We start from the raw sequence: 26114 nt of genomic DNA, 5'->3' as shown, positions 1-26114 counted from the left end.
AACTGACCGCGTTGTCATGGCTACCAAGCGCTGACATAGCTGTGGCGAAGCTGAGAATCATCACGACGCGCGGGGGTGCCGACGCGGACAGTCGCCAAGTTGCGCGGTCAGCGAACTGCTGGTGTTCTGGGGCAGGTGTGAATGGCAGAATCGCGCAGACGGGTCGGCTGCCGCGGGGTGCGACGCCTCGCGCGGCGCGACGGATCGCGAGCAGGACGACGCCGGCTGGGGTGTGAGTGGAAACCGAATTCGTGCTGTCCCTGGGCGACCAGCGCTGGCCGCTTCCGCCCGGCGCCACCACGATCACCGTCGGCCGCGCCTCGAACGCCGACATCCGCCTGCAGGCCGACGACCAGATCTCCCGCATCCACGCCCGCCTCACCCGCGACGCGACCACCTGGACCCTGCACGACGAGTCCCGCAACGGCACCGGCCTCAACGGCCACCGCCTCACCACCCCCACCCCCCTCACCAACGGCGACCGAATCCACATCGGCCGCTCCATCCTCACGTTCCACACCCCCACCCACCCCACAAACCAGCCACCCCCCACCGACACCACCACCCCACCACCCCACACCGCCCCTGCAGGTGCAGCGGCTCACGCCGACCCTCCAGATGTCGCGGCGTACGCGGACCCTTCAGGAGCCGCCGCGCACGCCGGACCTCCAGGTGCGGCGCCGTACGCCGACCCTTCAAACGCAGCGGTGCACGTCGACCCTTCAGGAGCGGCACACGCCGACCCTCCAGGAGCGGCGGGGCACGCGGACCCTGCAGGTGCAGCGGCGTACGCCGAACCGGCCGGTGGGGTCTCGTACTCAGACGCGCCTGCTGAGGGTGGACCTGCCGCGCAGGTGAGCCTCCCGGAGGCTGCCGGGAACCCTGCCCCGATCTCCTCCGACCAGGCCGCGCCGTACGCACCCGCCGACGCGGAGGCTCCGGCGGAGGCGCTTGGGGACAACGGGTACGCCGTACCCGACCTCCAACCTCCCGGGGAAGCCGCACCGACCGGCCCCTCCGGCGGCTCCCACCGCGCCCCCGGCTACCCAACCGCCTACAGCTCGGCTTCCGACGCGGGCGCCTACCCGGCGGAGCAGGCGGGCGACAGCCCGTTCCCGAGAGAGCGCCCCGACGGCAACCCGTTCCCGGCGCAGCAGGCCGGCGGCGGCCCGTTCCCGGCGCAGCAGGCCGGCGGCGGCCCGTTCCCGGCGCAGCAGTCGGGTGACAGCCCGTTCCCAGCAGAACACGCCGACGGCAATCCGTTCGCGGCGGAGCAGGCCGGTGGCGGCCCGTTCGCGGCGCAGCAAGCCGACCGCAACCCGCTCCCTGCAGAGCACGCCGACGGCAGCCCGCTCCAGGCAGAGCAGGTGGGCGGCAACCCGTTCCCGGCAGCGCAGGTGGGCGGCAACCCGTTCGAGGCGGAGCACGCCGGCGGCAACCCGTTCCCGGCAGCGCAGGTGGGCGGCAACCCGTTCGAGGCGGAGCGGGCCGGTGGCGGCCCGTTCGCGGCGGAGGGGGTGGGCGGCGGGTCGTTCGGGGTGGGTGCTGGTGAGGAGGAGGTGCCTGCTGAGGGTGAGTTCGACGGGTCGGAGGATGGGCCGGTGGGCCTGGTGCCTGGGTTCGAGAGGCGAGGCGGGGGGATGTGGGCGGCTTATCCGTCCGCGGACAGCCCGGAGCCGGTGCGGTCGCCGTGGGAGGTTTCCGGGCAGATCGAGCAGTCCGCGCCGAACTGGAACGAGTCCGCCAGCTGGCCGTCCCCCACAGACCGCTACACCGGCGCCGACCGTCGCTCCGCCCAGCAACCCACCACCCGCCTCCCCAACCAGCAGTCGCCCGACGGTGTACCCGGGCGGCAACCCGCCGACGGAGTGCTCGACCAGCACCCGCATGACGGCGGACCCGACCAGCACGCGTGGGACAGCCGATCCGGGCAGCAACCGTGGGACGGCCCATCCGGCCAACCCGACGACGACCTCCCCGGGCAGCAGCCACCCGGCGGCGTACCCAGTCGGCAGTTCCCCGACGGCGTACCCGGCCAGCACTCGCCCGACGACCTCCCCGGCCAGCAGTTCCCCGGCGTGCCCGGGCAGCAGTCGACCGGCGGCGTGCCCGGGCAGCAGTTTCTCGATGATCTCCTCGGCCGGCAGTCGGCCGACGGTGTGCCCGGGCGGCAAACCGGCGACGGCGGGTCCGACCAGCAGCCGCATGACGGTGTGCCCGGGCGGCAACCCGTTGACGGACTGGTCGACCAGCACCCGTATGACGGCGGTCCCGACCGGCAGGCGTGGGACGGCCGGTCCGGGCAGGGGCGGGGCGGGCGCCGGGCGCACGACCGGCGGGGCGGCGACCAGCTCGAGCGGGAGCCCGGGCAGCGGGCGGGTTTTGCGGAGGGAGAACGCGAGGCGGTTGGGACCGTGCGGTTGCCGCGGGTTCTGGTCGTGTCCGGTGGCATCGTCGTGGTCGGGCTGGTCGTCAACCTGATCGCCGGCTTCTTCGCCACCGGCGCCGGCGGCATGCTTCGGTGGCTTGTCGCGCCGAGCATCGCGCTCGTCGCCGGCATGGTGCTCGCGCTGATCGACGCGGCCGGGCCGAAGCCGCACCGCCCCGGCAGATTCGACGTACCGGTCCTGATCGCGATCGTCCTCGTGCTGGTCGGCGTCGGCGTCGGCGGGTTCGCGCTGACCGCGGGCACGGAGTACGTCGCCGGCTACCTGACCGGCAACGAGTCGGGCGCCGACCGGCTGGTGAAACCGGTCGCGAAGTCCGGCTCCGGTATCACCGTCACGGTCGAGAACGTCACGTACACGAGTCACTTCACCCGCATCGAGGTCCAGGTCGCGAACAGCGGCAAGCAGGCGTTCTCGATCCCGATCGACGGTACGACGTTCACCGCCGCCGACGGCACCGCGCTGCGGGCCGACCCGGGCAAGAGCTCCTGGCCGAGCCGGATCGACGCGGGCGGCAGCGAGCACGGCACGATCACGTTCAAGGGCCATCTCCCGGACAGCGCGACCCAGGCGGTGCTCACGTTCAAGTCCGGCACCACCACGTTCGCGGTGCCGAAGGTGTTCCTCAGCAACTAGCTCGCAAACGCCGGAAGTACGCCGTGGTTGCCGCGTCCGCCGGGAGGTAGGTCTCGATCGCGATCTCCTCGAGCGTGACGTCGAACGCCGTACCGAACGTGGTGACCGCGGTCAGGAAGGACAGCTCGACGCCCCGGTGCCGGAGCTGGATCGGGAGTGCGATCTCGGCCGGATCCGGCAGCGCGGCCACGACCGGGCCGTGGGCAACGAGTTCGTCGTACAGCTGATGCAGCACCGGGTCGCCGGTCGACGCGGCCTGGCGGGCGAGACGGGGCAGGAGGTAGCCGCGGACCTGCTCGAGGTTCGTGATCCGCGGCGCGAGGCCGTCCGGGTGCAGGCCGAGTCGCATCAGGTTGACCGGTGCCTCGAGCAACTTCGTGTCGACGGCGGCGAGGAACGCGGTGAACGAGTCGTTCGCAAGCAGCAGGTTCCACCGCCGGTCGACGGCCAGGGCCGGGTACGGCGCGTGCGCCTGGAGGAACCGCTCGAGCGCGGCGCGGACCCGCGTGCCGTCCGGGTCGTCGAGCGCGGCCTGCCGGTACATCGGCGCATGCCCGGCCGCGACCAGCAGCCGGTTACGCTCCCGCAGCGGCACCTGGAGCTGTTCCGCCAGATGCAGCACCATCGCACTGCTCGGAGTCGTCCGCCCGGTCTCCACGAAGCTCACGTGCCGCGCCGACACGTCCGCCTGGATCGCCAGCTCCAGCTGGCTCAGCCTCCGCCGCCGACGCCACTCCCGCAACAACTCCCCAACCGGTCTGTCCACCTCGGGAACGCTAACGGCTCTGGCGGACGAGGTACTGGCGGAGCTGGCGGGCAACCTCGTCCGGGGCGGTCTCGTCGGGGGCGTTGTGGTCGAGGCCGGGGAGGATCGAGTACTCGGCGTTCGGGAGGATCTTCGCCAGTTGCGGCAGTACGCCGGTCAGGTACGCCGGGGTCTTCGTGCCGCCGAGCAACAGCGTCGGGGCCGTGATCCGGGCGTACCGGCTGCCGTCGGAGTCCAGTCGGGCGATCTCGCCGAGCTCGGCCGGCGTCAACGGCATCAGGTCCCGCTCCTCGCGCCCGTAGAGCAGCAGCACGGAGATTGCCCACAGCAACGGAGTCGCCCGGAACGGCAACAGCTGTGCGCCTTTCAGGAACGTCGTCATCGCGGACACGAACCGCCCGTCCGCGACCTTCCGGTTGAACGCCTCCATCCAGCTGAGGTCGAAAGACCCGTCCAGGCTGACGCCGGGCTCGTACACCACCAACGCGTCCAGCGCCTGCCGCAACCCGGCGTGCAACGCGATCAACCCGCCGTAACTGTGCCCGAACACCACCCGCGCCCCGGTCCGCTCCAGCACCCCCAGTACGTCGTCGACCTCGGCCTCCACGCTGTACGACGTACCCCGCGCAGCGCTCTCGCCCCGCCCGCGCCGCTCGACCACATGCACCGTGTGTGCCCCGGCCAGCGCCCGCGCCAACGGCTCGTAGTGATGCGCCCGCCGGTTGGTCCCCGGCACCACAACCACCCCCGGCCCGGCCCCGAAACTCTCGACCGCGACCCCGCCCATCACCTCGATCTCACCCACTCCCACAGGATGCCAAACCCCACTGACACCGCCCTGACACGCGACTGGCACGGCTCACGCGGGCCTCACCGAGGTAAACGAGTGATTGACAGAGCGCGGCACGAAAGTGTTACGGGGGCTTCCGTGGGCGGTCCCGAGATTCCAGAATGGCGGCAGTGGTATGGCTGTGGTCATCATCCTGAGGGGGCACGGATGACCAAGATTCTGGTAATTGACGACGAGCCCGATCTGATCCGGTTCGTGCGGCGGGCGCTCGAGGCGGAGGGGTATCAGGTCCTGGGGTCGACCGACGGGCTGGGGGGCCTGCGGCTGGCGCTGGAGCAGCAGCCCGCGTTGATCGTGCTCGACCTGGTGATGCCGGGGATGCACGGTGAGGCGGTGCTGTCAGCGTTGCTGGCGCAGGATTCCGGGTTCCGGGTGCTGATCCTGTCCGCGACCGCCGACGTACACCTCCGGATCGGGTGCCTGGAACAGGGTGCGGTGGACTTCCTGGCGAAGCCGTTCGCGATCCGGGAGTTGATCGCCCGGGTCCGCGGCCGGCTCGGGGAGGACGCGTCGAGCCGGCGGAAGAACCAGCTGCGGGTCGGTGACCTGATCCTCGACCTGGAGGCCCGGCAGCTGCTCGTCGACGGGCGGCCGACGGTGCTCCCGAAGCGCGAGTTCCTGCTGCTGCGGTACCTGATGCGCAACCCGGACGCCGTCTGCTCGCGGCAGGAGCTGCTGTCCGAGGTCTGGGGTTACGACTTCGACCCGTCGACGAACGTCGTCGACGTGTGCGTCGGCCGGTTGCGGTCGAAGATCCGTCCGGAGCTGATCCTGACGGTGCGCAACGTCGGTTACCAACTCCAGAGCGCCTGAGGTGACGCCGCCGACCTCGTTCCGGGCACCGCGGCCGGTGAGCGCGCTGATCGACGTGGCGGTGGCCGCGGTCGTGGTCGGCATGCTCGGGCTGATGATCGCGCTCCCCGGCCACGAGGCGGCGCCCTTCCACCTGATGTTCCTCGCGGTCGCGATCGCCTACGCGTACCGGATCTGGCCGGTCGTCCCGACGCTCGTGGCGACGGCGGTGATCACGGTGCTGAGCGGCTGGCTGATGGCGTCGCACGCCGACGAGGGCCGGCTGGCGAGTGCCGAGCTCGCCGAGATCCCGCTGATGCCGCTGGTCCTGCTGGTGATGATCTGGCACGTACGGCGGCGCGCCGCCGCGGTCGCCGAGGTCGCCGGGATGGCCGACCGGCAACTGCGCGCGGTCGAACGGGAACGCGAGTTCTTCCGGGACGCCTCGCACGCGATCCGGACCCCGGTGACGATCGCCCGCGGCCACCTGGAGCTGGCGGCCGCCGCCGACCTCGACGACGACGTTCGCGCCGACCTCTCGGTGGCGATGCTGCAGCTCGACCGGATGTCCGCCTTGTCCAACCGGCTGCTCGCGGTCGCCCGGCTGGACGCCGGCGACGGGTTGTCCACCCAACCGGTCGACCTGTGTCACCTGGTCCACGAGCTCGCGGCGAACTGGTCGGCCCGCCCGGATCGCAACTGGCAGCTCGACTGTGCGCCGACCGGGACGATCACCGCCGATCCGGAGTGGATCGAGATGGCCCTCGACGCGGTGGTCGAGAACGCGGTCAACTTCACCCCCGACGGAGGCGTGATCAGCCTGCGCTGCGTCCGCGAAGGCCCCTGGTGTGTCGTGGAGGTCGCCGACTCCGGGCCGGGCATCGACCCGGAGGACCTGCCGCACGTTTTCGACCGGTTCTGGCACCGGGTCCCGCCGAACGGGCGGATGGGCACCGGCCTGGGTCTCGCGATGGCCAGGTCGACGGCGATCGCTCACGGCGGCACCCTCACCGCGCGGAACGGGCCGGCCGGCGGCGCCGTCTTCGAGCTCCGGCTGCCGGTGCGGAGCCTGTCCACTCGATGACGGCCCCGTCATCTTTCTTGCCGCGGGGCGAGGTCCGCCGTCACGCTGCCAACAGGGGAACATGGCTGCGTACGTCGCCGATGTGCCGGACGCACCCCACAGGCTCCGGACGCCGTACCGGTCCCGGTCCACGACACCCCCTCGTCGCGACCGGCATCCCGGCCGGCCGGTCCGGCGTACGCAGCCCGTTCTCCCGACTCGAATCACTCTATGTAGTTGTCCGTAAGCTGAACACCAGATGACGCGAAGATGACCGAATCATGACGTATCCCGGTCAGACCTGCCTCTTTCGCCTGGTAGCGGCCTCTACTGGTGCCTGGGACCGAGACGCGTGGCCCGGGGGGCTCGAGCAGTATCCACGGTCGACTTGTGACCGTCCGTGGTCATCGAGGGCTTGGCGACGTGCGGCCGCGGTGGGCGGCCTGCTCGGGTGGACCTGAGGGGGGTCACCGATGACCGCTGCCGACGCGTCGCCGACGACGATCGGGTACGACGACTCGCAGCAGCTGCTACAGCTGTGCCACGACCTGCGGCAGTACGTCGCCGCGGGACTGTTCCTGTCCGAACCGGAGGCCGCCGACCTCGGCGGACCGGGCCGGCTGGCGCTGATCCACCAGCAGTTCCGGGCCATCGCCGAACTGCTGGACGTCGAGCAGACGCCCGCGCGGCGGATCGGCGGCGTCAACCTGACCCAGCTCGCGGGCGAGTGCGCCGAGCTGGTGCGCCTGACGTACCGGGTGCCGGTCATCTTCGAACGCGCGCCGCGCGTGGTGGTGGCCGCCGACCAGGCCTTGCTGCGCCGCGCGGTCGGCAACCTGCTCGACAACGCCTGCCGTGCGGCGGGCGGTGGCGGTCACGTCCAGCTGCGCGTCGACTCGGCCGGGAGTGAGGCGTCCGTCGAGGTGTCGGACGACGGTCCCGGCTTCGGCGAGATCGCCGCCGGCACCGGTCACGGCCTGCAGGTGGTCGCGGCCGCGGCCCGGGCGTTCGGCGGCCGGATCGAGGTCACCAGTCTGCCCGGCAGCGGCACCACCGTCCGGCTCTGCCTGCCCGTCGGGCATCCCAGGGTGAGGTCGGCATGAAACTGGCGATCTGCGACGGCCAACGGCTGTTCGCCACCGTCCTCGCCGCCGCCTTCGCGCAACACGGTCACGAGGTGGTCCTCAGCACGGATGACGCCCGCCAACTGCTCGCCGAGGCCGACCGCGCGCAGCCGCAGCTGTTCGTCCTCGACTCGCCGGAAACGGCCGAGCGCCTGCGAGACCCCGGCGCGTACGTCGTCCTGCTCGCCGATCCGCAGGACGAGAACGCCTGGGACGCGTACGACCGCGGGACCGTCGACGCGGTCGTGAGCAAGTCCTGCCCTCTGCAGACGCTCGTGGACGCGGTCGAGTCGGTTGCTGAAGGCAATCATGTGACCGCCGGCCGGCCGGCGTCCGAACGCCGCCGCCGGGCAGCCGTCGTCGAGCCGCTGACCAGCAGGGAACTCGAGGTACTGCGGCTCGTGGTGCAGGGCTACTCGACCCAGTGGATAGCCGACCGGCTGGGTGTCAGCAGACACACCGTCCGCACCCACGTCCAGCAGGTACTGCGCAAACTCGGCGTGCACGCCCGCGGCAAGATCGCCCGCGCCGCCGCCTCCGCCGGACTCGTCGACGTCCAGGAGCTCGCCGCGGACGGGCAGCAGTGACCGGGCCGTCCGGGGTGGCGGTGCTGCTGGTCGACGATCACCGCGTCTTCGCCGAGGCGCTCGCGAACCTGCTTGCCGCGGAGCCCGGCATCGGCACGGTCGGCGTCGCGTCCGACCTCGATTCTGCCCGGACCCTGATCGCCTCGGACCGCCCGGACCTCGTGCTGCTCGATCTCTCGCTGGCCGGGGAGTCCGGCAACGACCTGCTCGCCGAGCTCGCTGACGACCCCGCACCACCCGCGGTCGTGATGCTGTCCGGGAGCACGGATCCGCGCTCGATCGTGCAGGCGCTCGAGGCCGGCGCGAAGGGCTGGCTGACCAAGACGACCCGGCTGAGCGCGCTCGTCGAAGCTCTCTGGCAGGTCCTGGACGGAAACATGTACCTCGCGCCGGCGACCTTGCAGCCGGTCCTCCAGCACCTGATGAGCGACGTACGCCGGCAACGCGCCGCCTCGGGGTTCGTCGACCAGCTCACGCACCGCGAGCTCGACGTGCTGCGCTGCCTGGTGTCCGGGATGACCCGCGCCGAGGCCGCCGCGCACCTGTTCGTGTCCACCAACACGGTCCGGACGCACATCCAGAGTCTGCTGCGCCGCTCGGAGCAGCACTCGACACTCGCACTGGTCGCCTTTGCCCGCTCACACGGTGTGACCGGCATCGACGAGACCGAAGCGTCCGTAATCGGCGACCGGCCCGGATCATCCTCTTGACGTAGACGTTCTCGTCTCCTCGGCGGGCGCGGGGCGGTGGTCACAGCCCGTAGCGTCGAGGGACATCAGGCCCGTGGGGGGCTTCGGAGGGGGCATCGGGATGACTACCCGAATCGTTGCTGTGCCGTCTGCCGCGACGACGGCCGAGGAGATCGCCGTACCGTTCGCGGACTGCGACATCACCGCGGACGCGCAGGCCGCCGTGCTGCGGGTGCTGCAGTCCGGCTGGGTGACCACCGGACGTGAGGTGGCGGCGTTCGAGTCGGAGTTCGCCACCGCGGTGGGGGCCGCGGACGCGGTCGCCGTTTCGTCTTGCACACAAGGGATCGAGCTCGCGTTGCGGTCGCTCGGGCTGCCGTCCGGGTCGCTGGTGCTGAGCTCGACGATGACGTTCTGCGGCGCCGTCCACGCGATCGTGCACGCCGGGCACCAGCCGGTGCTCGTCGACGTCGACCCGGCCACCGGGATGCCGACGCCGGGGACGGTGCGCGCCGCAGCCAGGGCGTTCGGGCGTCCGGCGGCGATGGTCGTCGTGCACTGGGCGGGCGACGTGGCCGACGTACCTGCACTCGCCGAGGCGGCCGGCGTACCGCTCGACCGGATGGTCGTGGACGCCGCGCACGCACTCGGCACCTACGCCGGTGACGTGCCGGTCGGGTCCGGGTGCGGCGCGACCTGCTTCAGCTTCTACGCCACCAAGAACCTGCCGCTCGGCGAGGGCGGCATGATCACCACCGACGACACCGGGCGCGCCGACTGGCTGCGCCGGGCCCGCCTGCACGGGATGACCGCCGACGCGTGGCGCCGGTACCTGCCGGGCGGGAGCTGGCGGTACAACGTCGCCGACGCCGGCCTGAAGGCGAACATGACCGACGTCCAGGCGGCGATGGGCCGGGCCCAGCTCGTGCACTTCCCGGCCTGGCAGCGCCGGCGGGCGCAGATCGCGGCGCGGTACGACGAACAGCTCGCCGGGCTGCCCGGCGTCCGGCTTCCGCACCGCCCGGCACCGGGCGACGGTACGCACGCCTGGCACCTGTATCCGGTCCGGCTGCGGCTGAACGGCGGCATCGACCGCGACGAGATCATCGCCGCGCTGTCCGAGCGCGGCATCGGCACGTCGGTCCACTTCATCCCGGTGCACCGCCTCGCGTACTTCGGTCAGGCCGCCCTGATCCCGTCGACCGGACTGACCGGCGCGGACGCGCTGTTCGACCAGCTGCTGTCACTGCCGATGTACCCGCGGCTGACTGACGGACAGGTCGACGCGGTGTGCGCGGCGATCACCGGCATCGCATATCAGGGCATCTCAGGAAAGGGAACGGAATGACTCAGCCTCTGCTGTTACAGAACAGCGACCGGAGCCTACTGCTGCGGACCGTCGTCGTCGGCGCCGGTGAGGCCGGGGTCGCGCTGGCCCGGGACCTGCACCGGGTCAGCTCGTTCGGGCTGGAGCCGGTCGGCTTCCTGGACGACGACGCCGCCAAGCAGGGCCGCCGGTACGGCGGGCGCCGGGTGCTCGGCACCCTGGCCGACCTGGAGACGGTGCTCGAGCGCAGCCGGGTCGAGGTGGTGGTGATCGCGATCCCGTCGATGCCGTCCCACGAGGTGCGGCAGCTCGGGCTGCGCGCCGCCGCCCTGGGCGCGACCGTCCTGCACCTGCCGCCGTTCCTGTCCGCGCTGCAGCGGCAGATCGCCGGCACCGACATGCGGGCGCTGCAGGTCGGCCCGCTGATCGGGCGGCCGGAGATGCACGTGGTCAGCCGGCACGCCCGGGACGCGATCGCCGGCAAGCGGGTGCTGGTCACCGGCGCCGGCGGCTCGATCGGCAGCGAGCTCTGCCGCCAGGTGTACGGCTTCGGGCCCGAGCAGCTGATCATGCTCGACCACGACGAGTCCAACCTGCACCGCAGCCAGCTCGAGCTGTGGGGCGAGGCGCTGCTGGACACCGAGAACACCGTGGTCGCCGACATCCGCGACAGCGAGCGGCTGTTCCAGCTGTTCCGCGAGTACCGTCCGCAGATCGTCTTCCACGCCGCGGCGCTGAAGCACCTGCCGATCCTCGAGCGGCATCCCTGCGAGGGCGTGAAGTCGAACGTCCGCGGCACCCAGAACCTGGTCGAGGCCGCCGTCGCCCACGACGTCGAGCGGTTCGTGCTGATCTCCACCGACAAGGCCGCGAACCCGACGTCGGTGCTCGGGGCAACCAAACGGCTCGCGGAGCTGGTGCTGCAGTCGCAGCAGCCGGCCACCACCGTGCTGACCGCGGTCCGGTTCGGGAACGTGCTGGGCAGCCGCGGCTCGCTGCTGCACGTGGTCCGCGACCAGCTCGCCAGCGGCGCGCCGGTGACGATCACGCATCCGGACATCAGCCGGTTCTTCATGACGATCGAGGAGGCCGTCGGGCTGGTCCTGGAGGCGGCCCGGATGTCGCACGGCTCCGCGACGTACGTGCTGGACATGGGCGAGCCGGTGCGGATCGTGGACCTGATCAGCAACTTCGCCGGCCTGTTGAACGTCCGCGACTTCGACGTCCGGTACACCGGGCTGCGGCCTGGCGAGAAGCTCACCGAGGAGCTGTTCGGCGCCGGCGAGGAAGCCACCGCGACCGATCACCCGCGGATCTCGATGACGGTCGCGCCGCCGCCGCCCGCCGGGTTCCGGGCCGGGCTGCGGGAGTTGTACGACGCGGCCGCGCACAACCGCCCCGACGAGGTGTTCCGGCACCTGGGTCAGCTGGTTCCGGAGTACCGCCCGACGACGAACAGACTGCGAGTCGAGCATGACCACTGAGGCCACCCCACCACCGGACGTCCGCGTCCTCGACGGTACCGTCACCAACCCCCCGACGGTCTTCGATGACCCCACCCTGCTCCCCGCGGGCCGGGCGACGATCTCGGCGCTCGGGCATCGCGTCGAGGGCGCGGACCTGGCGGCTCCCCCGGTGGTGCTGCCGGACTTCCACCACAAGTCGAAGATGGAGCTGCCGTCGAGCGTCGCGGTCGCGACCCGCGGCACCGTCCGGCCGGAGCTGACCAGTTCCTCGGTGAACTGCGGGATGGCGCTGATCGCGGTCGACTCCGACGTACCGGACGAGAAGGCGATCGACGTGTTCATGCGGGCGGTCCGGGAACGCTACCCGTACCCGACCCGCGGGACCGCCGAGCTCAGTCGCCGGGAGGTGGTCCGGGCGGTCGGCGCCGGCTCCGAGTTCAGCGTCGAGCGCTGGGACGCACCGGCCGCGGACCTGGAGCGGATCGAGGAAGGCGGCCGGATCGACCTCGAGCGGTACGGCGGGCTCGACCGGCTCCGGGCCGAGCTGCCCGGGGTCGCGTTCCAGCTCGCCCGGTACCGCTTCGGGACCATTGGCCCATCCAACCATTTCGTCGAGCTCCAGCGGGTCGAGGAGATCCTGGACCCGGAGCGGGCCGCCAGGCTCGGGGTGACCGAGGGTCAGCTGACCATCCAGTACCACGGCGGTGGCGGGGTGTTCACCGGGGAGATCGGCCGGCTGTTCTTCCGCCGCAAGGACTACCCGGCGCAGATCAAGGCCGTGAACGCCGCGCTGAAGCCGTGGTTTCACCTCCGCTCGGCGCGCTCCTTCGCGCAACTGCGGGCCCGGCTAGGGCTGTACTTCACGGCCGGCTGTACGCCGCTTCCACTGGCCAGTGACGAGGGTCAGCGGCTGATGCTGGCGACCGCGGCCGCGATGAACTACGGCTTCGCGTTCCGGACCGCGACGTACGCCGCGCTGCGCCGGATCGCGGCGGACTCGTTCGGCGGTGCCGTCGGCCGGCTGGTCGTCGACTCGCCGCACAACAGCATCTACGAGGAGCCGGTCGGCGACGGCATCGGCGTCGTGCACCGGCACAACTCCTGCCGCGCCTTCCCGGCCTCGATGATGACACCGGGGACGACGTTCGCCGAGACCGGCCAGGCCGTGCTGCTGCCCGGCACGCATCGCACCTCGAGCTACCTGGCCGTGGCCGGCGACCGCGCCGCGACCAGCCTGTACTCCGCCTGTCACGGCGCCGGCACCGTGGTCTCCGACCTGGTGTCCCGCGGCGTCTCCGGCGACGACCCGCTGAAACGCAAGACGCTTCGCTACCGGTACGACGACGGCGCGCCCACCGAAGCCCACCACTTCGACGACCGGGGCGTGAACGCAGCCCTCGACGTCCTCGTCCGCCACGGCCTGGTCAGGCCGGTCGCGCGGATGCGACCTGTCGCAGTTCTGCACTGACGCTCGGGAGAGAACAATGAACAACCGGCTACGGAACCTGGCGGCGGGGACGGTCATCGGCATGACCGCGGCCCTGCTGCTGGTCGTCAACAGCAGCCCGGCGTCCGCCGCCGGTACCGGCTACTGGGTCAACAACACGGTCACCTGCAGCGACACCGGCACCGGGACCCAGGCGGCGCCGTTCTGCACGATCTCCCAGGGCACCAAGAAGGCGGTCAATCCCGGCGACACCGTACACGTTGCCCCGGGCACCTATCGCGAGCAGGTCACGGTGAACGCCTCGGGCACCGCCACCGACCCGATCACGGTCACCGGCGACGCCCCGGGCGTCGTCGTGCTCGGCACCAGGTCGCTGGCCGGCGCGGCCCTCTGGACCGCGACCGGTACCACCGCCTGGTCCACGCCGTACGCGCCGCCGTCTGCGCCGAAACAGGTGTTCGTCGACGACCAGCGGCTGGCGACCGCCACCTCCGCCACCACGACGACGCCGAACAGCTGGTTCTACGACGCGACCGCGAAGGTTCTGTACGTCGACCTCGGCGGCGCGAACCCGGGCGACGGGCACCAGGTCGAGGCCGGCGCCCAGTCGTTCGGCGTCACCACCAGCAGCAAGCAGAACGTCGTCATCAGCAACCTCGAACTCGACCGCGCCAACTTCGCCGGTGTGCGGCTGCTGTCGTCGTCCGCGATCACCGTGGACCATGTCACCGCGTCCCAGTCGGCCGGCAACGGCGTACTCGTCGACACCTGCCCGAGCAGCTCGATCACGATCCGCTCCGCGGCCGTCGACAACGCGCTGTCGACCGGCATCAAGCTCAACGCGTCCAGCGGCGTCACGGTCAGCGCGTCGAGCAGCCACAACAACGGGCTGCACGGGATCGGGCTGGCCACCTCGCCGGGCAACCTGCTCACCGGTAACACGTTGTACGCGAACGTGTCGCTGAACCCGAACGCGACCGCCAACGGCATCGACGTCGACACCAGCTCGCCGGACAACCAGGTGATCGGCAACGTCGCGTACCAGAACCAGGACAGCGGGATCCAGGTCTACAGCAGCAGCCATCGCGCCCTGGTCGCGCGGAACATCTCGTACGGCAACGGCGACCACGGCTTCGACACGCTGTCGTCCACCGGCGTGCAGTACCTGAACAACACGTCGTACGGGAACCGGCGTGACGGCATCTCGATCGAGGGCAACTCGACCGGCGCGACCGTTCTCAACAACCTCCTGGTGGACAACGGCACCACGGCGACCGAGTACGACCTGTACGTCGACGCCGGGTCGTACTCCGGCTTCACCGCGGACCGGGACATGGCCTACAACCACGTCGCCGCACCGAGTACCAAGGTGAACGGCGTCATCTACAACACGCTGACCGCGTTCGGCACCGCGACCGGCCAGGAAGCCCACGGGCTGTCGGTCGACCCGGACTTCGCCAACGCCGCGGGCGCGGACTTCCGGCTGACCGGCGGTTCACCGGCCGTCGACTCGGCCGACTCCTCGGCGACGAACTTCGTGTCCACCGACCAGGCCGGCAACCCGCTCGCCGACGACCCGATCGTGCCGGACACCGGCGCCGGTACGCCGGCGTACGCGGATCGCGGTGCGCTCGAGTTCCAGCCGGTCGCCGGTACGACGGACTACCCGCCGCACGCGGCGCTGGTCCTCAGCCCGAGCGCGGTGAGCATGCCGCCGGCGGCGCCGGTGACCGCGGATGCGAGCGGTTCGAGCGACGCCGACGTGAACGGCATCGCGTCGTACACCTTCGACTTCGGCGACGGCACCGTCGTCGGTCCGCAGACGGCAGCGACGGCGACGCACACGTACGCGGCCACCGGTACGTTCACCGTCACCACGACGGTCACCGACACCGCGGGGATGACCGGTACCGCCACGGCGCAGGAAGTCGTCAGCACCCGGCAGCTGCAGACATACTCGGTCGAGCAGACGAACCCGTCCTGCAGTGACGCCGGACCGGGCACCACGGCCACGCCGTTCTGCACGATCGGCGCAGCCACCAAGAAGGCCCTCGCCGGCGACACCGTGCTGGTCGGGCCCGGCCAGTACCGCGAGCAGGTGCAGGTCACGACCAGCGGTCAGCCGGGTGCGCCGATCACGCTGCGCGCGACGTCGCCGTCGGCCGTCATCCTCGGCAGCAACGACGTCTCCGACGCGGCCGGCTGGACCGCGACCTCGACGACCGCCTGGAAGCACGCCTACACCCCGGTGCCGTCCCAGGTCTTCCTCGACGGTCAACCGTTGGCCAAGGCAACAAGCGCGACCACGACCACGACGAACACGTGGTTCTACGACACCCCGACAGCCACGCTGTACGTCGACACCGGCGGGACGAACCCGGCGACCGGGCACACCGTCAGCGCCGGCGCCCGGAGCTTCGGCATCCTGCTCCGACAGGTCAGCGACGTGAACATCAGCGGCTTGGCGGTCCGGCAGACCAACCTCAGCGGCGTGTACTTCGACACCGTGCAGCGCGTGTCGCTCGACACGATCGACACGGCCCAGTCCGGCGCCCAGGGCGTCACCGCCGACAACTCCGCCAACGTCACGCTGAGCGGAATCCAGGCGTCGGCGAACCAGTCCATCGGGGTCCGGTTCTTCAACACGACCGACAGCATCCTCAAGGCGTCGGTCACGCACGACAACAACTTCCACGGCGTCAGCGTGCAGGGCGGCGCGCGGGACACGGTGACCGGCGTGACGACGTACCGGAACAAGCGGCTCTCGACCCGGATCGCGGCCGGTATCGACGTCTCGTCGTCCGCGCAGAACACCGTCGTCGACGGCAACCTGACCTACAGCAACGACGACTCCGGCATCGAGTCCTACACCGGGGCGAGCGGCACGCTGGTCCGCCGGAACGTCTCCTACGACAACGGTGACCACGGCATCGACGACTTCGGGGCGCCGGGGTCGCAGGTGATCGGCAACACGGTGGTCGGCAACGCGACCGCCGGGATCAACTTCGAGGGCAACTCGAGCGGCGCGCTCGCCCGCGACAACGTGACGATGGACAACGCCGTCGGCAGCACCCGGACCGTCGGCGAGATCCGGGTGGACGCGACCTCCACCGCGGGGACCACCCTCGATCGCGACCTCGTCTTCCAGACCTCGGGCGGCACCCTGTTCGAGTGGTCCGGGACGAACTACACGACGCTTGCGACGTTCCAGACCGCGAGCGCCCAGGAAGCCGCGGGCAAGGCGGCGAACCCGCGGTTCGCCGCCGCCGCCACCCGCAACCTGCACCTGACCAGCTCCTCACCGGCGATCGACGCGGCCGACACCTCACCCGCCGGCTGGAGCGCGACCGACCACGACGGCGCCGCGGCCGTCGACGACCCGGCGGTCGCGAACACCGGCGCCGGCACGATCACCTACGCCGACCTCGGCGCCTACGAGTACGTCGGACCGGTTGCCGGCGCGACCGCGACCCCGGCGTCGGGCTTCGCACCGCTGGCCGTGACGATCGACGGTTCCGGCAGTGCCGGCCTGGGGCAGCCGATCACGGCGTACCTCATTGCCTGCGGCAACGGTACGACGATCGCCCAGGCGACCGGCACCTGCAACTACACGGTTTCCGGGACCTACACCCCGACGCTGACCGTGACCGACAACGCGGGTCTGAGTGACACCTGGACCGGCGCTCCGATCGTGGTCAAGCCGAACGGTGTGCCGACCGCACGCCTGAAGGCGACCCCGACCCAGGCGTACGTGCCGCAAACGGTGGCGCTCGACGCGTCCACGTCGTCCGACGCCGACGGCAGGCCGCTGGCGAGCTACGCGTTCGACTGCGGCAACGGCACGACGACCGGGGCGATCACGTCGCCGACGGCCAACTGCACCTACACGACCGCGGGCACCTACACCGCGGCGGTGACGGTGACCGACACCGGCGGTCTGACGAGCCGGGCAACGGTCCAGGTGAAGATCCTCGCCGACCAGCCGCCGGTCGCCGTACTCAGCCTGAACAAGACGACGATCAAGTCGAAGCAGGCCGTCAACGTCGACGCCTCCAAGTCGACCGACGTCGACAAGACGCCGATCGCCACCTACACCTTCAGCTGCGGCAACGGTACGACGAAGCCGCCGCAGACCAGCCCGACGACGAGCTGCACCTACAACTCGCTCGGTCTCTACACGATCAAGGTGACCGTGACCGACACCATCGGGCTGTCCTCCTCCACCACCAAGACCGTGCTGGTTCTCCTCTGATGACCGGCAACGGACGAAGGACGCTGTCATGACGCTCGAAGAGATGTTCCGCCGGATCGTCCGGGCCCACCTCGCGCTGATCCTGGTCTGCGTGCTGATACCGGTCGCCGGGGCCGCGGTGCTGCTGGCGAGGCGGCCGGATCCGAGCATCGCCTCGCTCCGGATGCAGGTGATCGCCGGCTCGCCGAAGTCGGCGACCGAGGCCGAGGGCATGAACAGCCGGGTGCTGGCGGTGGCGACGACGTCGACCGTGCTGCGCGCCGCCCTGCAGGCCGCGGACGTCCAGCGGGACGTCGACGTGTACGCGGTGAACAACGTGTCGGCGCAGCGGATCGGCGGCTCCTCGATCGTCGAGCTCAGCGTCACCGACGACGACGCGGTCGCGGCCGGCCGGATCGTCAGCGAGCTGGCCCCGAGGGTCGCGTCCTTCATGAACCAGGGCGACCAGGCGACGTACCGGAGCACGGTGGCCACGCTGACCGCGCAGATCGACAACGCGACCGCGCGCCGCGACCGGCTGGTCGCCCAGTTGCGCGGGATCGCGGACGTCACCGCCCGCGCCGACCTCGGCGTCCAGATCCAGTCGGCCAACCAGCTGCTGAGCGAGCTCAGCGGCCAACGGGCGACCCTGATCGCCAACAACGCGACCCGGGACCAGGTCGTACTGGTGGGCGACCAGCCCGACGTCCGGCAGGAGCCGAACTCGATCCTGCCGGAGCTGGCGCTGGCGCTGCTGCTCGGGATCGTACTGGGTCTGACGGCGGCGACCCTGCTGGAGACGTTCCGCCCACGGGTCAACGGCATCCGCGCGCTGGCCCGGCTGCTGCAGGCACCGGTGCTCGGGACGTCGACCGAGGAGATCAGCTCGCTTCGCAACACCATGGCCCTGGCCGCCCGCCGGCAAGGGGTCGACGCGGTCGTGCTGATGGGTGCCGACGAGGGCGACAAAGACACCGTGAGCACGCTGCTGTTCGCGCTGTCCGGCACGTCTCCGCAACCGTCGAAGCAGCCCGCCGGCCCTGACGACGGCAGCCCGGTCTTCGGCCTCGACGAGAGCGGTCTGTCCGGCTTCAGCGACGTACGCTTCACCGGGCTGTCGGCGGTGACGCCCGCGGACGAGATGACGGCCGGAGTGGTCGTGGTGTCGACGGGCACGGTGCTGTTGCGCCGGCTGGACGACCTCGACGACGTACTGAAGGCAGTTCGCTGGCCCGTCCTGGGCGTCGTGAGCGGCCCGGCGCCGCGGCGGTTCGGCAGGTCGCGGTGAGCACGGGTCTGTTGCACACGGCCGGCCAGCGGGTCGCCGTCCACGGCTCGGAGGGCGTCGTACGGACGCTGCTCGCGGCCGCGGGCGGGCCGGAGCGACCCGGCCTCGCGGCCGCGGACCCGCCGAACGTGGTGCTGTCGGTCGAGGACACCCGGCAGCCGTTCGGGATCCGCGGCGCGGAGCTGATCACCCGCGGCGTCTGGGCGACTCCCGGCGGCGAAGTGGTACTGCGGAACGTCGGCGGGTCCGGCTACGACCAGCGCTGGGCGATCGACGAGGACGGGCTGCGGGTCGCGAGCCGGTGGCGCCCGTCGTACCGCGAGACCGCCGCGGGGTGGTTGCTTCCGGCGCGCCAGCACGCGCTGAACAGCCAGGTGCTGCTGCATTACCCGGCCCTGTGGTTCGCGCTGCAGCAGGGATTCGTGCCGCTGCACGTGTCGATCGTCGAGGTCGGCGGGGTCGTGGTCCTGCTGGCCGGTCCGGGCGGCGTGGGCAAGTCCACGCTGGTGGCCCGGGCGATGGCCGACGGTTCGCGGGCGACCTGCGACAACCTGGCGGTCTCCGACGGGTCGACGGCGTACGGCGTGGCCGAACCGCTGCGGCTGCTGGACGGTACCGGCCGCCGGGCGCTGCACGGGCGCCGCGAACAAGCCTGGACGCACCGGGTCAGGTCGTTGCCTCCGGAGCTGATCGTCGTACTGCGGCGCGGAAACCAGGAGGCGCCCGAGTTGCGCGACCTGAGTGCCGCGGCGGCCGCGCGGCGGCTCGTCGCCGGGACCTACGCGGCCGGTGAGCTCCGGCGGTTCTGGTCGCTCGCGGCCGTGGTCGCGACGGCGACGGGCTGCGGCCCGGTGCATCCGCCGATCGACGAGGTCGCCGGGCGGCTGAGCTCGCGACTGCCCGCCGTCGAGCTGCTGCTCGGCCGGGAACCGGGAGCCGGTCTGACCGAGCTGCTGCGCCGTCCGCTGGCCGCGATCCGGACAGGACGGGCCGGCTGATGGGCACGCGGCTCGAGGTCGCGGTCGTCGTCACCCGGTTCATCGCCGGCGCGGGCGGGGTCGCGTTGCGCGGCGTCCTGCCGCTCGACCCCGGCCGCTACCAGGTCACGATCATCACCGGGCAGGGCGGCCCGCTGACCGACCGCGCGGCCGCCGCCGGGATGCGCGTCCTGATCGAGCCGTCCCTGGTCGCGCCGCTGTCGCCGAGCGACGACCGGCGGGCGCTCCGGCGGCTGACCGAGTTGTGCACCGCAGGCGGGTACGACGTCGTGCACACCCACAGCGCGAAGGCGGGCGCCCTCGGCCGGCTGGCCGCGCATCGCGCCGACGTGCCGCGGATCGTGCACACGTATCACGGGTTCCCGTTCCACCAGTTCCAGAACCCGGTCCGGCGGACGGCGTACATCGCCATCGAGCGCCGGCTGGCGCGGATCACCGACGACGTGCTCGCGATCGGGACCGGCGTCGCGACCGAGGCGCTCCGGCTCGGGCTCGCGACCCCGGGCACGCTGCGCACGATCACCCCGGTGGTGGACGCGGTCACCGTCCCGCGGACCGACAGCTCCCGTACGGCGGCCCGCGCCGCGCTCGGCGTCGACGCGACCACGCCGCTGATCGGCACCGTCGGCCGGATCGACTACCAGAAGGCACCGGAACACCTGATCGCCGCGATCGCCGCACTGCGGCACACCGACGCCGTCGCGGTCTGGATCGGCTCCGGGCCGGGCGAACGCGAGGCGAAGGAGCTGGTGCACCGATTGGGCCTCACCGACCGGTTCCGGTTCGCCGGCGAGCGGTCCGACGTACCGCAGCTACTGCCCGCTTTCGACGTGTTCGCGATGGCCAGCCGGTACGAGGGTCTGCCGTGTGCGGTCGTCGAGGCGATGCGCTGCGGGCTTCCGGTGGTGGCGACCGCGGTCAACTCGGTACCGGATCTGGTCGTCCCCGGCGAGAGCGGACTGCTGGTGCCGCCGGGGCGCCCGCGGCTGCTGGCCGGCGCGATCGACGACCTGCTCGCTGATCGTGGGAGGGCCCAACGAATGGCCCGGCGCGGGCAGGCCGCCGCCGGCAGCACGTACAACGCGGAGAGCCTCGCCGAGGTCCTCGACCAGGTGTACTCGGCCGGGCGCCGGGCGGAGCTGGTGACGTCATGACGAGCCCGGCCGAACACGAGCGGCTCGAGTACGCCGCCGGTCTCGCCGGAGCTGCCGGCCGCGGACGGAGCGACCGCGGTCCGTCCGCGGCCCGCGAGGCGCCGGTTGCGCCCTGGTTGCAGTTGTGTCCGCCCGGGACGGTTGAGATTGACCTTCGTGACGGGGCGGTGCGGGCGGATCAGGTGTCCGCCGACGGGCCGGTGGTGCTGGTTGATCAGCGACCCGGCAGCCGACGGCGGCTCCGCCGCACCGCCCGCGCGCTGGGCGTCGTACTGGAGCGCGAGTTCGTCGTACTGCCGACGCTGGCACGGCCGATGGTGGTTGTCGACGACGTCGAGGAAGCTGTCCGGTACTTCTGGACCGCGGTGGCGACGGTGCCGCCGGGCCTCGCGTTCGCCGTACCGGCCTCCGCCCTGCTCGGGCTGGCACGGCGGGCCCCGTGGCGGTGGACCGGAGGCCTCGCACCGGCACGCGTGGTCGTCGGGAGGCGGCGATGACCGAGGCACCGAAGGCATTCCAGCCCCGGCCGCGGTCCGTGCACGACCTGTTGTTCGCGCCCGGCAGCCGCGGTGTGCTGATCGCGACGTCGAAGGACCCGGACGCCAAGCGGACCTTCATCGTGACTCCGCCGGCCGGGACCTACAGAGACGGTCCGGCCGGACCGGTGGCGATCAAGATCCCGGTCACGGTGGCCGCCTCGGGCGCCGTCTCCCGCGAGACCCGGATGCTGATCGCGCTCGGCGAGGCCGACCTCGGCGAAGTCGGCAGAACCGTTCCGCGGTACCTCGAGACGCTCGACAGCGACGGGCTGCCGGCCGTCGTCACGACGGTGGTTCGCGGCGTCCCGATGAGCGTCGGGTACCACCGCTGGCTGCACACGTCCCGCCCGCGGGCCGTCGCGGAGGACTTCGCGCTGGCGGGCGGCTGGCTGCGGCACCTGCAGCTGGCGACGGCTGGGCCGCGCGCCCGGATCACCTGGGCAGGTGACGTTTCCGGCGAGGTTCGCACCCGCTGGTCAGGACACCCGAAGCTGGAAGCCGCGCAGGTCCGGCTCGCGGCCGCGGACCGGCAACTGCGCCGCCACCGGGTCGCCGCGACCGTCGTCCACGGCGACTACTGGTTCGGGAACCTGCTCGTCGACGACGGCCGGATCTCCGGGGTCGTCGACTGGGAGAACGGCGCCCGTTCCGGATCGCCGCTGCGCGACCTGGTCCGGTTCGTGCTCAGCTACTGCCTCTACCTCGACCGCCACACCCGGCCCGGCCGCGAGGTGCACGGGCACCGCGGGTTGCGGCGTACCGGATTCGGCGCCGGGATCAGGTACGGCCTGCTCGAACCCGGCTGGCTGCCCGATCTCGTCCGGCTGTACCTCCGCACCGGCCTCGACCGCCTCGGCCTGCCGACGGTCCTCTGGTACGGCGCCGCGCTGGCCGGGCTCGGCGAGATCGCCGCGACCGCGAACGACGACCAGTTCGCCGCGAACCACCTGGAACTGCTGGCATCGCTACCGTACTGGCCGCTCACCGACGTCGCGGACGGAGTTGAGGTGCTGTGACGACAACCCTGCCCGCGCACGACCCCGGACCACGGATCGGCGTCGTCGGATCGCCGGGCCTGCCCCGCGGCGACATGCTCGTGGCGATGACCGGCCTGACGACTTGTCTGCTGCCGTTCCTGACACCGGCCGGCCCGGGCAACACCGCCGCGGCCGACGCGGGCATCCTGCTGTGCATCGTGCTCGGTCTGCTCTGGGCCGGCCGCGAACACCTGCCGATCAGGCTGCCGTACGCCACCGGAGTCGCGGGCATGATGCTCGGCGGAGCGTTCGCGGCGTACGTCTCGGTCGCGCCGGCGTCCACCGGGCTGGTGCTGGTCCAGGACCTGCTGCTGCTCACGTGGGGCATGACGATCGCGCTCGGCCGGCACAACCCCGCCATCGTTCGTGCGGTCACGGTGGCCTGGTGCCGCACGGCGGCGGTCTACTCCGGCGTGATGGTGCTCGCGTACCTGGCCGGGATCAGCGCGCTCACCGGGGTGTCCGCCAAGGACGGGGTCCGGGCGCCGTACACCTTCGGCGACCCGAACCTGGCCGGCAACTACCTGGTCGTCTCACTGTTCGTCATTGCCGCGTGCAAGCATCCGCGGTCACCCGGCGTCCGCCGGATCGCCTACCTGCTGGTGCTGGTCGCGATCGGGTTCACCGGCTCGAACGGCGCGATGCTGACGCTGATGATCGGGCTGCTGCTGTCCGTCGTGGTGACGACGTACCGCCGTCGCGGTGCCGTGGCCGGCATCGCGCTCCTCGCGACCGCCGGACTCGTCGGCGGGTTGATGGCCGGGGTGGTCATGCCGCGGGTCGACCTCAGCCACCTGCGGGCGGAGGCGGCCGGCAGCATCCCGTTGCTCCGCGACTCCGTCGGACGCAGTGGAAGCTCCAGCAGCGAACGCGCGACGATCGTCAGCGAGGGCGCGCGCCTGTTCCTGAACGGCGACGCCACCGGCTACGGTCCCGCCCGGACCAAGGCGACACTCGAGGCCACCCAGGCGCCGTACGTCAAAGAAGCTCACAACGACTACCTGGCGACGCTGCTGGAGCGCGGGGTGATCGGCGCGGTCGGCCTGCTGCTGTTCGGCGTCGCGATGTTCGTGCGTTGCCTGCGGCTGGTCTTCGGGAACCTGCCGAGACCGTACGACGAGATCGTCCCCAGACCGTGGTTGCTGGCCGTCATCGGCCCGGTGATGGCGACCGCCGCCGGGTTCTACGAGGTTCTGCACTTCCGGCATCTGTGGACCTGGCTCGGCCTGATCGCGGCGCTGGTGCTCGCCATGCAGGACCAGCAGGACCAGCGGGACCAGCGCGAGGAGGCGTCATGATCCGGTCCGTCCTGTCCAACTGCTCGGCCCGGCTGCTCGCGGTCCTCGGGCTGACGCTGGCCACCGTGCTGGTCGCCCGGACCGGCGGGCCGTCGGCGGTCGGCGAGTACGCGCTGCTCCGGATGCTGCCGGGCCTGGTCGGCGTGCTGTGCGTGCTGGGCCTGCCCGGAGCGCTGGCGTACTTCCTCGCCGTACCGCGACGCGACCTGCCGCGGCTCTGGCCGACGCTGATGGCGATCGGTGCCGGCGGAGCGGCGGTCGGTACGGCGCTGTGGATCGCGGCGTCGCCGCTGCTCGCGAAGGTCTTCTTCCCGCACGAACCGGTCTGGCTGATCGCGGCGGCCGGCGCGACCGTGGCGAGCCAGTTGCTGCTCACCCTCGGCAAGACCTCCTTGCAGGGCCTGGAGGACCGGCGCGGCGGTGACGTGGTGATCGCGGCCGAGGAACTCGCGTTCCTGCCGTGCTTCGTGCTGCCGCTCGTCGTCGGCATCCACGGCATCGGGGCGATCGTCCTCGGCCTCGGGCTCGCCGACCTGGTGGTCGCCGTCGACGCCTGGCGCCGGGTGTCCCGCCGGCTCGGCTGGCGGCGGTTCGGCCTGGCCGGCGGCGACCTCGGATGGTGGGGGCGGCCGGACAAGGCACTCGCCCGGCGGGTGTCGTCGTACGGGCTGCGCGGTCAGGTGGGCGGGCTGATCACGCTGCTCAATCTCCGGCTGGACGTCGCGATCCTCGGCGCGATCGCCGGCCCGGCCGTACTGGGCGGGTATGCGGTCGCCTCGAAGTACGCCGAGCTGCTGCGGCTGCCCGGTACCGCGCTGACCTGGGTGTTCTACCCGCGGCTGACGAAGCTCGACCAGCACCACGCGGCCGGGCTCGCGCGGCGGCTGATCCGCCCGACGCTCGCTGGTGTCGTCCTGGCCGCGATCCCGATCGCGCTGCTCGCCGGACCGGTGATGCGGCTGCTGTACGGGTCGTCGTTCGGATCTGCCGTGCAGCCCGCCCGGGTGCTGGTCGCGGGCATGGTGCTGGCCGGCGCCTCCGGTGTCGCGAGCGCGTACCTCTACGGGCGGGGCAGTCCGGGCCTGAACTCGATCGTCCTCGGCGCCGGGCTCGTCATCACGGTCGTCCTCGACGTCACGTTGATACCGCACTACGGCGCCATGGGCGCGGCGGTGGCGTCCACCGTGACGTACCTGTCCACCGATGCCCTGCTGATCGGCCTGTTGCTGCGGCTCAGCGCGCCGGCCGCACGCCGCCGTCCCGCCGTAGCCGTCGGGGAAGGAACACCATGAGGAAAACGATCGCGATCACCGCCGGTCTGGTGCTGTTGCTGGCCGGCTGCTCCGGTGGCACGCCGGCCGGCCCGCCGGCGCCCACGCCGGACAGCGGCTCGACGGCGAGCGCGCCGACCGGTACGGGTACGCCACCACCCGGTACGTCGACGCCCAGCACCGTCCCGGCGGTGCTCCCCGGCGACCGGTACGTCGCACTCGCGACCGCGCTGCACCACCGCGGCGCGGCCATCTGGTGGGAGACCGACCTGGTCAAGCGCTGGCTCGACGGGCCGGCCGCGTTCCAGGGCGCGGTCGCCCGGCTCGGCCAGCTGGCCTCGGTCCCGGGGACGGCCGGGTTCAAGATCTCCGACGAGATCGGGTACGGCGACGGGCTGACCTCGGCCGCGCAGGCCACCGCCTTCCTCCGGCAGGCGCGGAGCGCGATCGCACAAGTTGCCCCGGGCAAGCAGCTGCTGGTGGACGCCGTCGTACCCGAGCTCGGGTGCCTGCCGTGGCGCGGCGGCAACCAGCAGGGGTGCGCGCAGCGGGTGCGGCAGAAGTACCCGGCGGCGAGCGCCGCCGCGGTCGAGGGCTACCTGCGGGCGCACCTGATCGATCGGCTGGACCTCAGCACCGGGCTGCTCAGCCCGAGCACCTACACGAACTGGGGGCTCACGCAGCAGGCCGCGCAGACCGAGATCTGGAGCCGCGTCCGCGCCCAGGGCTGGGAAGCACTGACGATCCTGCAGTCCCGCAAGGCGCTCGCGGCGGCCGACGGGTACCAGGGCGCCGCGGCGCAGGCCGCCGCCGACACGGCCACCTACATCACGACACCCGTCTCGGCCGGGGCGCAGGCGGTGGACATCTGGACCTGGCGGCAGCACTACCAGGGCAAGGTCTTCAGCCTGCTAGCCCCGGACCTGGGCACCAACCCGCTCTGGACCTCGCTGCTGGCACAGCGCCGGATCGGGGTCCACCTGATCACGCACATGACACCGTCGATGATGCCGACCGACTCCGCCGCCTTCGATCACGAGTGCGATCTCGTCGCGCAGGCGTTCACCGCGATCTTCGTTGCCGCCGGCACCGGTTAGGAGAGAA

20 protein-coding genes are annotated in these 26114 nt (G+C 71.8%); 18 read left to right on the top strand and 2 right to left on the bottom strand.

What is annotated here, in order from left to right:
* Window positions 1-236: 236 nt before the first annotated feature.
* Window positions 237-3083: an FHA domain-containing protein gene (locus tag AB0M51_RS35810; RefSeq protein ID WP_363752613.1), complete on the top strand. Its 2847-nt coding sequence runs from the start codon at window positions 237-239 to the stop codon at window positions 3081-3083.
* On the opposite strand, the gene AB0M51_RS35805 is transcribed toward AB0M51_RS35810, so the two are convergent.
* On the bottom strand, window positions 3073-3849 hold the full coding sequence (locus AB0M51_RS35805; protein WP_344198560.1) for a helix-turn-helix transcriptional regulator: 777 nt from the start codon (window positions 3847-3849) through the stop codon (window positions 3073-3075). The genes AB0M51_RS35810 and AB0M51_RS35805 overlap by 11 nt on opposite strands.
* Window positions 3850-3859: 10 nt before the next feature.
* Entirely contained in the window at window positions 3860-4654 is a 795-nt protein-coding gene (locus AB0M51_RS35800) for an alpha/beta hydrolase (protein ID WP_344198562.1), read from the bottom strand.
* 192 nt (window positions 4655-4846) lie between these two features.
* On the opposite strand from AB0M51_RS35800, the gene AB0M51_RS35795 reads away from it, so the two are divergent.
* The 17 genes from AB0M51_RS35795 to AB0M51_RS35715 all read left to right on the top strand — a co-directional run bounded on the left by AB0M51_RS35795 (window position 4847) and on the right by AB0M51_RS35715 (window position 26107).
* Window positions 4847-5512 carry a response regulator transcription factor gene (locus tag AB0M51_RS35795; protein ID WP_344198564.1) on the top strand — a complete coding sequence of 222 codons (666 nt, stop codon included), beginning with the start codon at window positions 4847-4849 and terminating at the stop codon, window positions 5510-5512.
* 1 nt (window position 5513) lies between these two features.
* Window positions 5514-6575, top strand: a complete 1062-nt coding sequence (locus AB0M51_RS35790; protein WP_344198566.1) for a HAMP domain-containing sensor histidine kinase — start codon at window positions 5514-5516, stop codon at window positions 6573-6575.
* Between the two features lie 452 nt (window positions 6576-7027).
* Window positions 7028-7657: an ATP-binding protein gene (locus AB0M51_RS35785; RefSeq protein ID WP_344198568.1), complete on the top strand. Its 630-nt coding sequence runs from the start codon at window positions 7028-7030 to the stop codon at window positions 7655-7657.
* A complete protein-coding gene (locus AB0M51_RS35780) occupies window positions 7654-8265 on the top strand; it encodes a response regulator transcription factor (RefSeq protein ID WP_363752607.1) in 612 nt (203 codons plus the stop codon). The genes AB0M51_RS35785 and AB0M51_RS35780 overlap by 4 nt, the downstream gene beginning before the upstream one ends.
* Window positions 8262-8975, top strand: a complete 714-nt coding sequence (locus AB0M51_RS35775; RefSeq protein ID WP_363752604.1) for a response regulator transcription factor — start codon at window positions 8262-8264, stop codon at window positions 8973-8975. Before AB0M51_RS35780 ends, AB0M51_RS35775 begins: the two co-directional genes overlap by 4 nt.
* A 100-nt stretch (window positions 8976-9075) precedes the next feature.
* On the top strand, window positions 9076-10302 hold the full coding sequence (locus AB0M51_RS35770) for a DegT/DnrJ/EryC1/StrS family aminotransferase (RefSeq protein ID WP_363752601.1): 1227 nt from the start codon (window positions 9076-9078) through the stop codon (window positions 10300-10302).
* Window positions 10299-11765, top strand: coding sequence for a nucleoside-diphosphate sugar epimerase/dehydratase (locus tag AB0M51_RS35765; RefSeq protein ID WP_363752599.1), 1467 nt, complete (start codon window positions 10299-10301; stop codon window positions 11763-11765). The genes AB0M51_RS35770 and AB0M51_RS35765 overlap by 4 nt, the downstream gene beginning before the upstream one ends.
* Complete coding sequence (locus AB0M51_RS35760; protein WP_344198578.1) at window positions 11755-13215, top strand: RtcB family protein; 1461 nt, start codon at window positions 11755-11757, stop codon at window positions 13213-13215. Before AB0M51_RS35765 ends, AB0M51_RS35760 begins: the two co-directional genes overlap by 11 nt.
* Before the next feature lie 16 nt (window positions 13216-13231).
* A complete protein-coding gene (locus AB0M51_RS35755; protein WP_363752597.1) occupies window positions 13232-17446 on the top strand; it encodes a PKD domain-containing protein in 4215 nt (1404 codons plus the stop codon).
* A 28-nt stretch (window positions 17447-17474) separates the two neighbouring features.
* Complete coding sequence (locus tag AB0M51_RS35750) at window positions 17475-18713, top strand: hypothetical protein (protein ID WP_344198582.1); 1239 nt, start codon at window positions 17475-17477, stop codon at window positions 18711-18713.
* The gene (locus tag AB0M51_RS35745; RefSeq protein ID WP_344198584.1) at window positions 18710-19711 is read left to right on the top strand and encodes a hypothetical protein; all 1002 of its coding nucleotides are present in this window, start codon (window positions 18710-18712) and stop codon (window positions 19709-19711) included. The genes AB0M51_RS35750 and AB0M51_RS35745 overlap by 4 nt, the downstream gene beginning before the upstream one ends.
* Window positions 19711-20865, top strand: a complete 1155-nt coding sequence (locus AB0M51_RS35740) for a glycosyltransferase (RefSeq protein ID WP_344198586.1) — start codon at window positions 19711-19713, stop codon at window positions 20863-20865. Before AB0M51_RS35745 ends, AB0M51_RS35740 begins: the two co-directional genes overlap by 1 nt.
* Window positions 20862-21362 carry a hypothetical protein gene (locus AB0M51_RS35735; RefSeq protein WP_344198588.1) on the top strand — a complete coding sequence of 167 codons (501 nt, stop codon included), beginning with the start codon at window positions 20862-20864 and terminating at the stop codon, window positions 21360-21362. Before AB0M51_RS35740 ends, AB0M51_RS35735 begins: the two co-directional genes overlap by 4 nt.
* Window positions 21359-22420, top strand: coding sequence for an aminoglycoside phosphotransferase family protein (locus AB0M51_RS35730; protein WP_344198590.1), 1062 nt, complete (start codon window positions 21359-21361; stop codon window positions 22418-22420). The genes AB0M51_RS35735 and AB0M51_RS35730 overlap by 4 nt, the downstream gene beginning before the upstream one ends.
* Window positions 22417-23739, top strand: a complete 1323-nt coding sequence (locus tag AB0M51_RS35725; protein ID WP_344198592.1) for an O-antigen ligase family protein — start codon at window positions 22417-22419, stop codon at window positions 23737-23739. The genes AB0M51_RS35730 and AB0M51_RS35725 overlap by 4 nt, the downstream gene beginning before the upstream one ends.
* Entirely contained in the window at window positions 23736-25031 is a 1296-nt protein-coding gene (locus AB0M51_RS35720; protein ID WP_344198594.1) for a polysaccharide biosynthesis C-terminal domain-containing protein, read from the top strand. The genes AB0M51_RS35725 and AB0M51_RS35720 overlap by 4 nt, the downstream gene beginning before the upstream one ends.
* Entirely contained in the window at window positions 25028-26107 is a 1080-nt protein-coding gene (locus AB0M51_RS35715) for a hypothetical protein (protein WP_344198596.1), read from the top strand. Before AB0M51_RS35720 ends, AB0M51_RS35715 begins: the two co-directional genes overlap by 4 nt.
* Window positions 26108-26114: the final 7 nt, after the last annotated feature.

It is taken from the genome of Kribbella sp. NPDC051137, assembly GCF_040682535.1.
In the GTDB taxonomy this organism is placed as follows: Bacteria; Actinomycetota; Actinomycetes; order Propionibacteriales; family Kribbellaceae; genus Kribbella; species Kribbella karoonensis.
This window is presented reverse-complemented; position numbering and strand designations above follow the sequence as displayed.

What these genes read in the sequence shown, in the direction of transcription:
- AB0M51_RS35795 (WP_344198564.1), top strand. Translation starts at nt 4,847, where the DNA reads ATGACCAAGATTCTGGTAATTGACGACGAGCCCGATCTGATCCGGTTC.
- AB0M51_RS35785 (WP_344198568.1), top strand. Translation starts at nt 7,028, where the DNA reads ATGACCGCTGCCGACGCGTCGCCGACGACGATCGGGTACGACGACTCG.
- AB0M51_RS35780 (WP_363752607.1), top strand. Translation starts at nt 7,654, where the DNA reads ATGAAACTGGCGATCTGCGACGGCCAACGGCTGTTCGCCACCGTCCTC.
- AB0M51_RS35770 (WP_363752601.1), top strand. Translation starts at nt 9,076, where the DNA reads ATGACTACCCGAATCGTTGCTGTGCCGTCTGCCGCGACGACGGCCGAG.
- AB0M51_RS35765 (WP_363752599.1), top strand. Translation starts at nt 10,299, where the DNA reads ATGACTCAGCCTCTGCTGTTACAGAACAGCGACCGGAGCCTACTGCTG.
- AB0M51_RS35760 (WP_344198578.1), top strand. Translation starts at nt 11,755, where the DNA reads ATGACCACTGAGGCCACCCCACCACCGGACGTCCGCGTCCTCGACGGT.
- AB0M51_RS35755 (WP_363752597.1), top strand. Translation starts at nt 13,232, where the DNA reads ATGAACAACCGGCTACGGAACCTGGCGGCGGGGACGGTCATCGGCATG.
- AB0M51_RS35750 (WP_344198582.1), top strand. Translation starts at nt 17,475, where the DNA reads ATGACGCTCGAAGAGATGTTCCGCCGGATCGTCCGGGCCCACCTCGCG.
- AB0M51_RS35740 (WP_344198586.1), top strand. Translation starts at nt 19,711, where the DNA reads ATGGGCACGCGGCTCGAGGTCGCGGTCGTCGTCACCCGGTTCATCGCC.
- AB0M51_RS35735 (WP_344198588.1), top strand. Translation starts at nt 20,862, where the DNA reads ATGACGAGCCCGGCCGAACACGAGCGGCTCGAGTACGCCGCCGGTCTC.
- AB0M51_RS35730 (WP_344198590.1), top strand. Translation starts at nt 21,359, where the DNA reads ATGACCGAGGCACCGAAGGCATTCCAGCCCCGGCCGCGGTCCGTGCAC.
- AB0M51_RS35720 (WP_344198594.1), top strand. Translation starts at nt 23,736, where the DNA reads ATGATCCGGTCCGTCCTGTCCAACTGCTCGGCCCGGCTGCTCGCGGTC.
- AB0M51_RS35715 (WP_344198596.1), top strand. Translation starts at nt 25,028, where the DNA reads ATGAGGAAAACGATCGCGATCACCGCCGGTCTGGTGCTGTTGCTGGCC.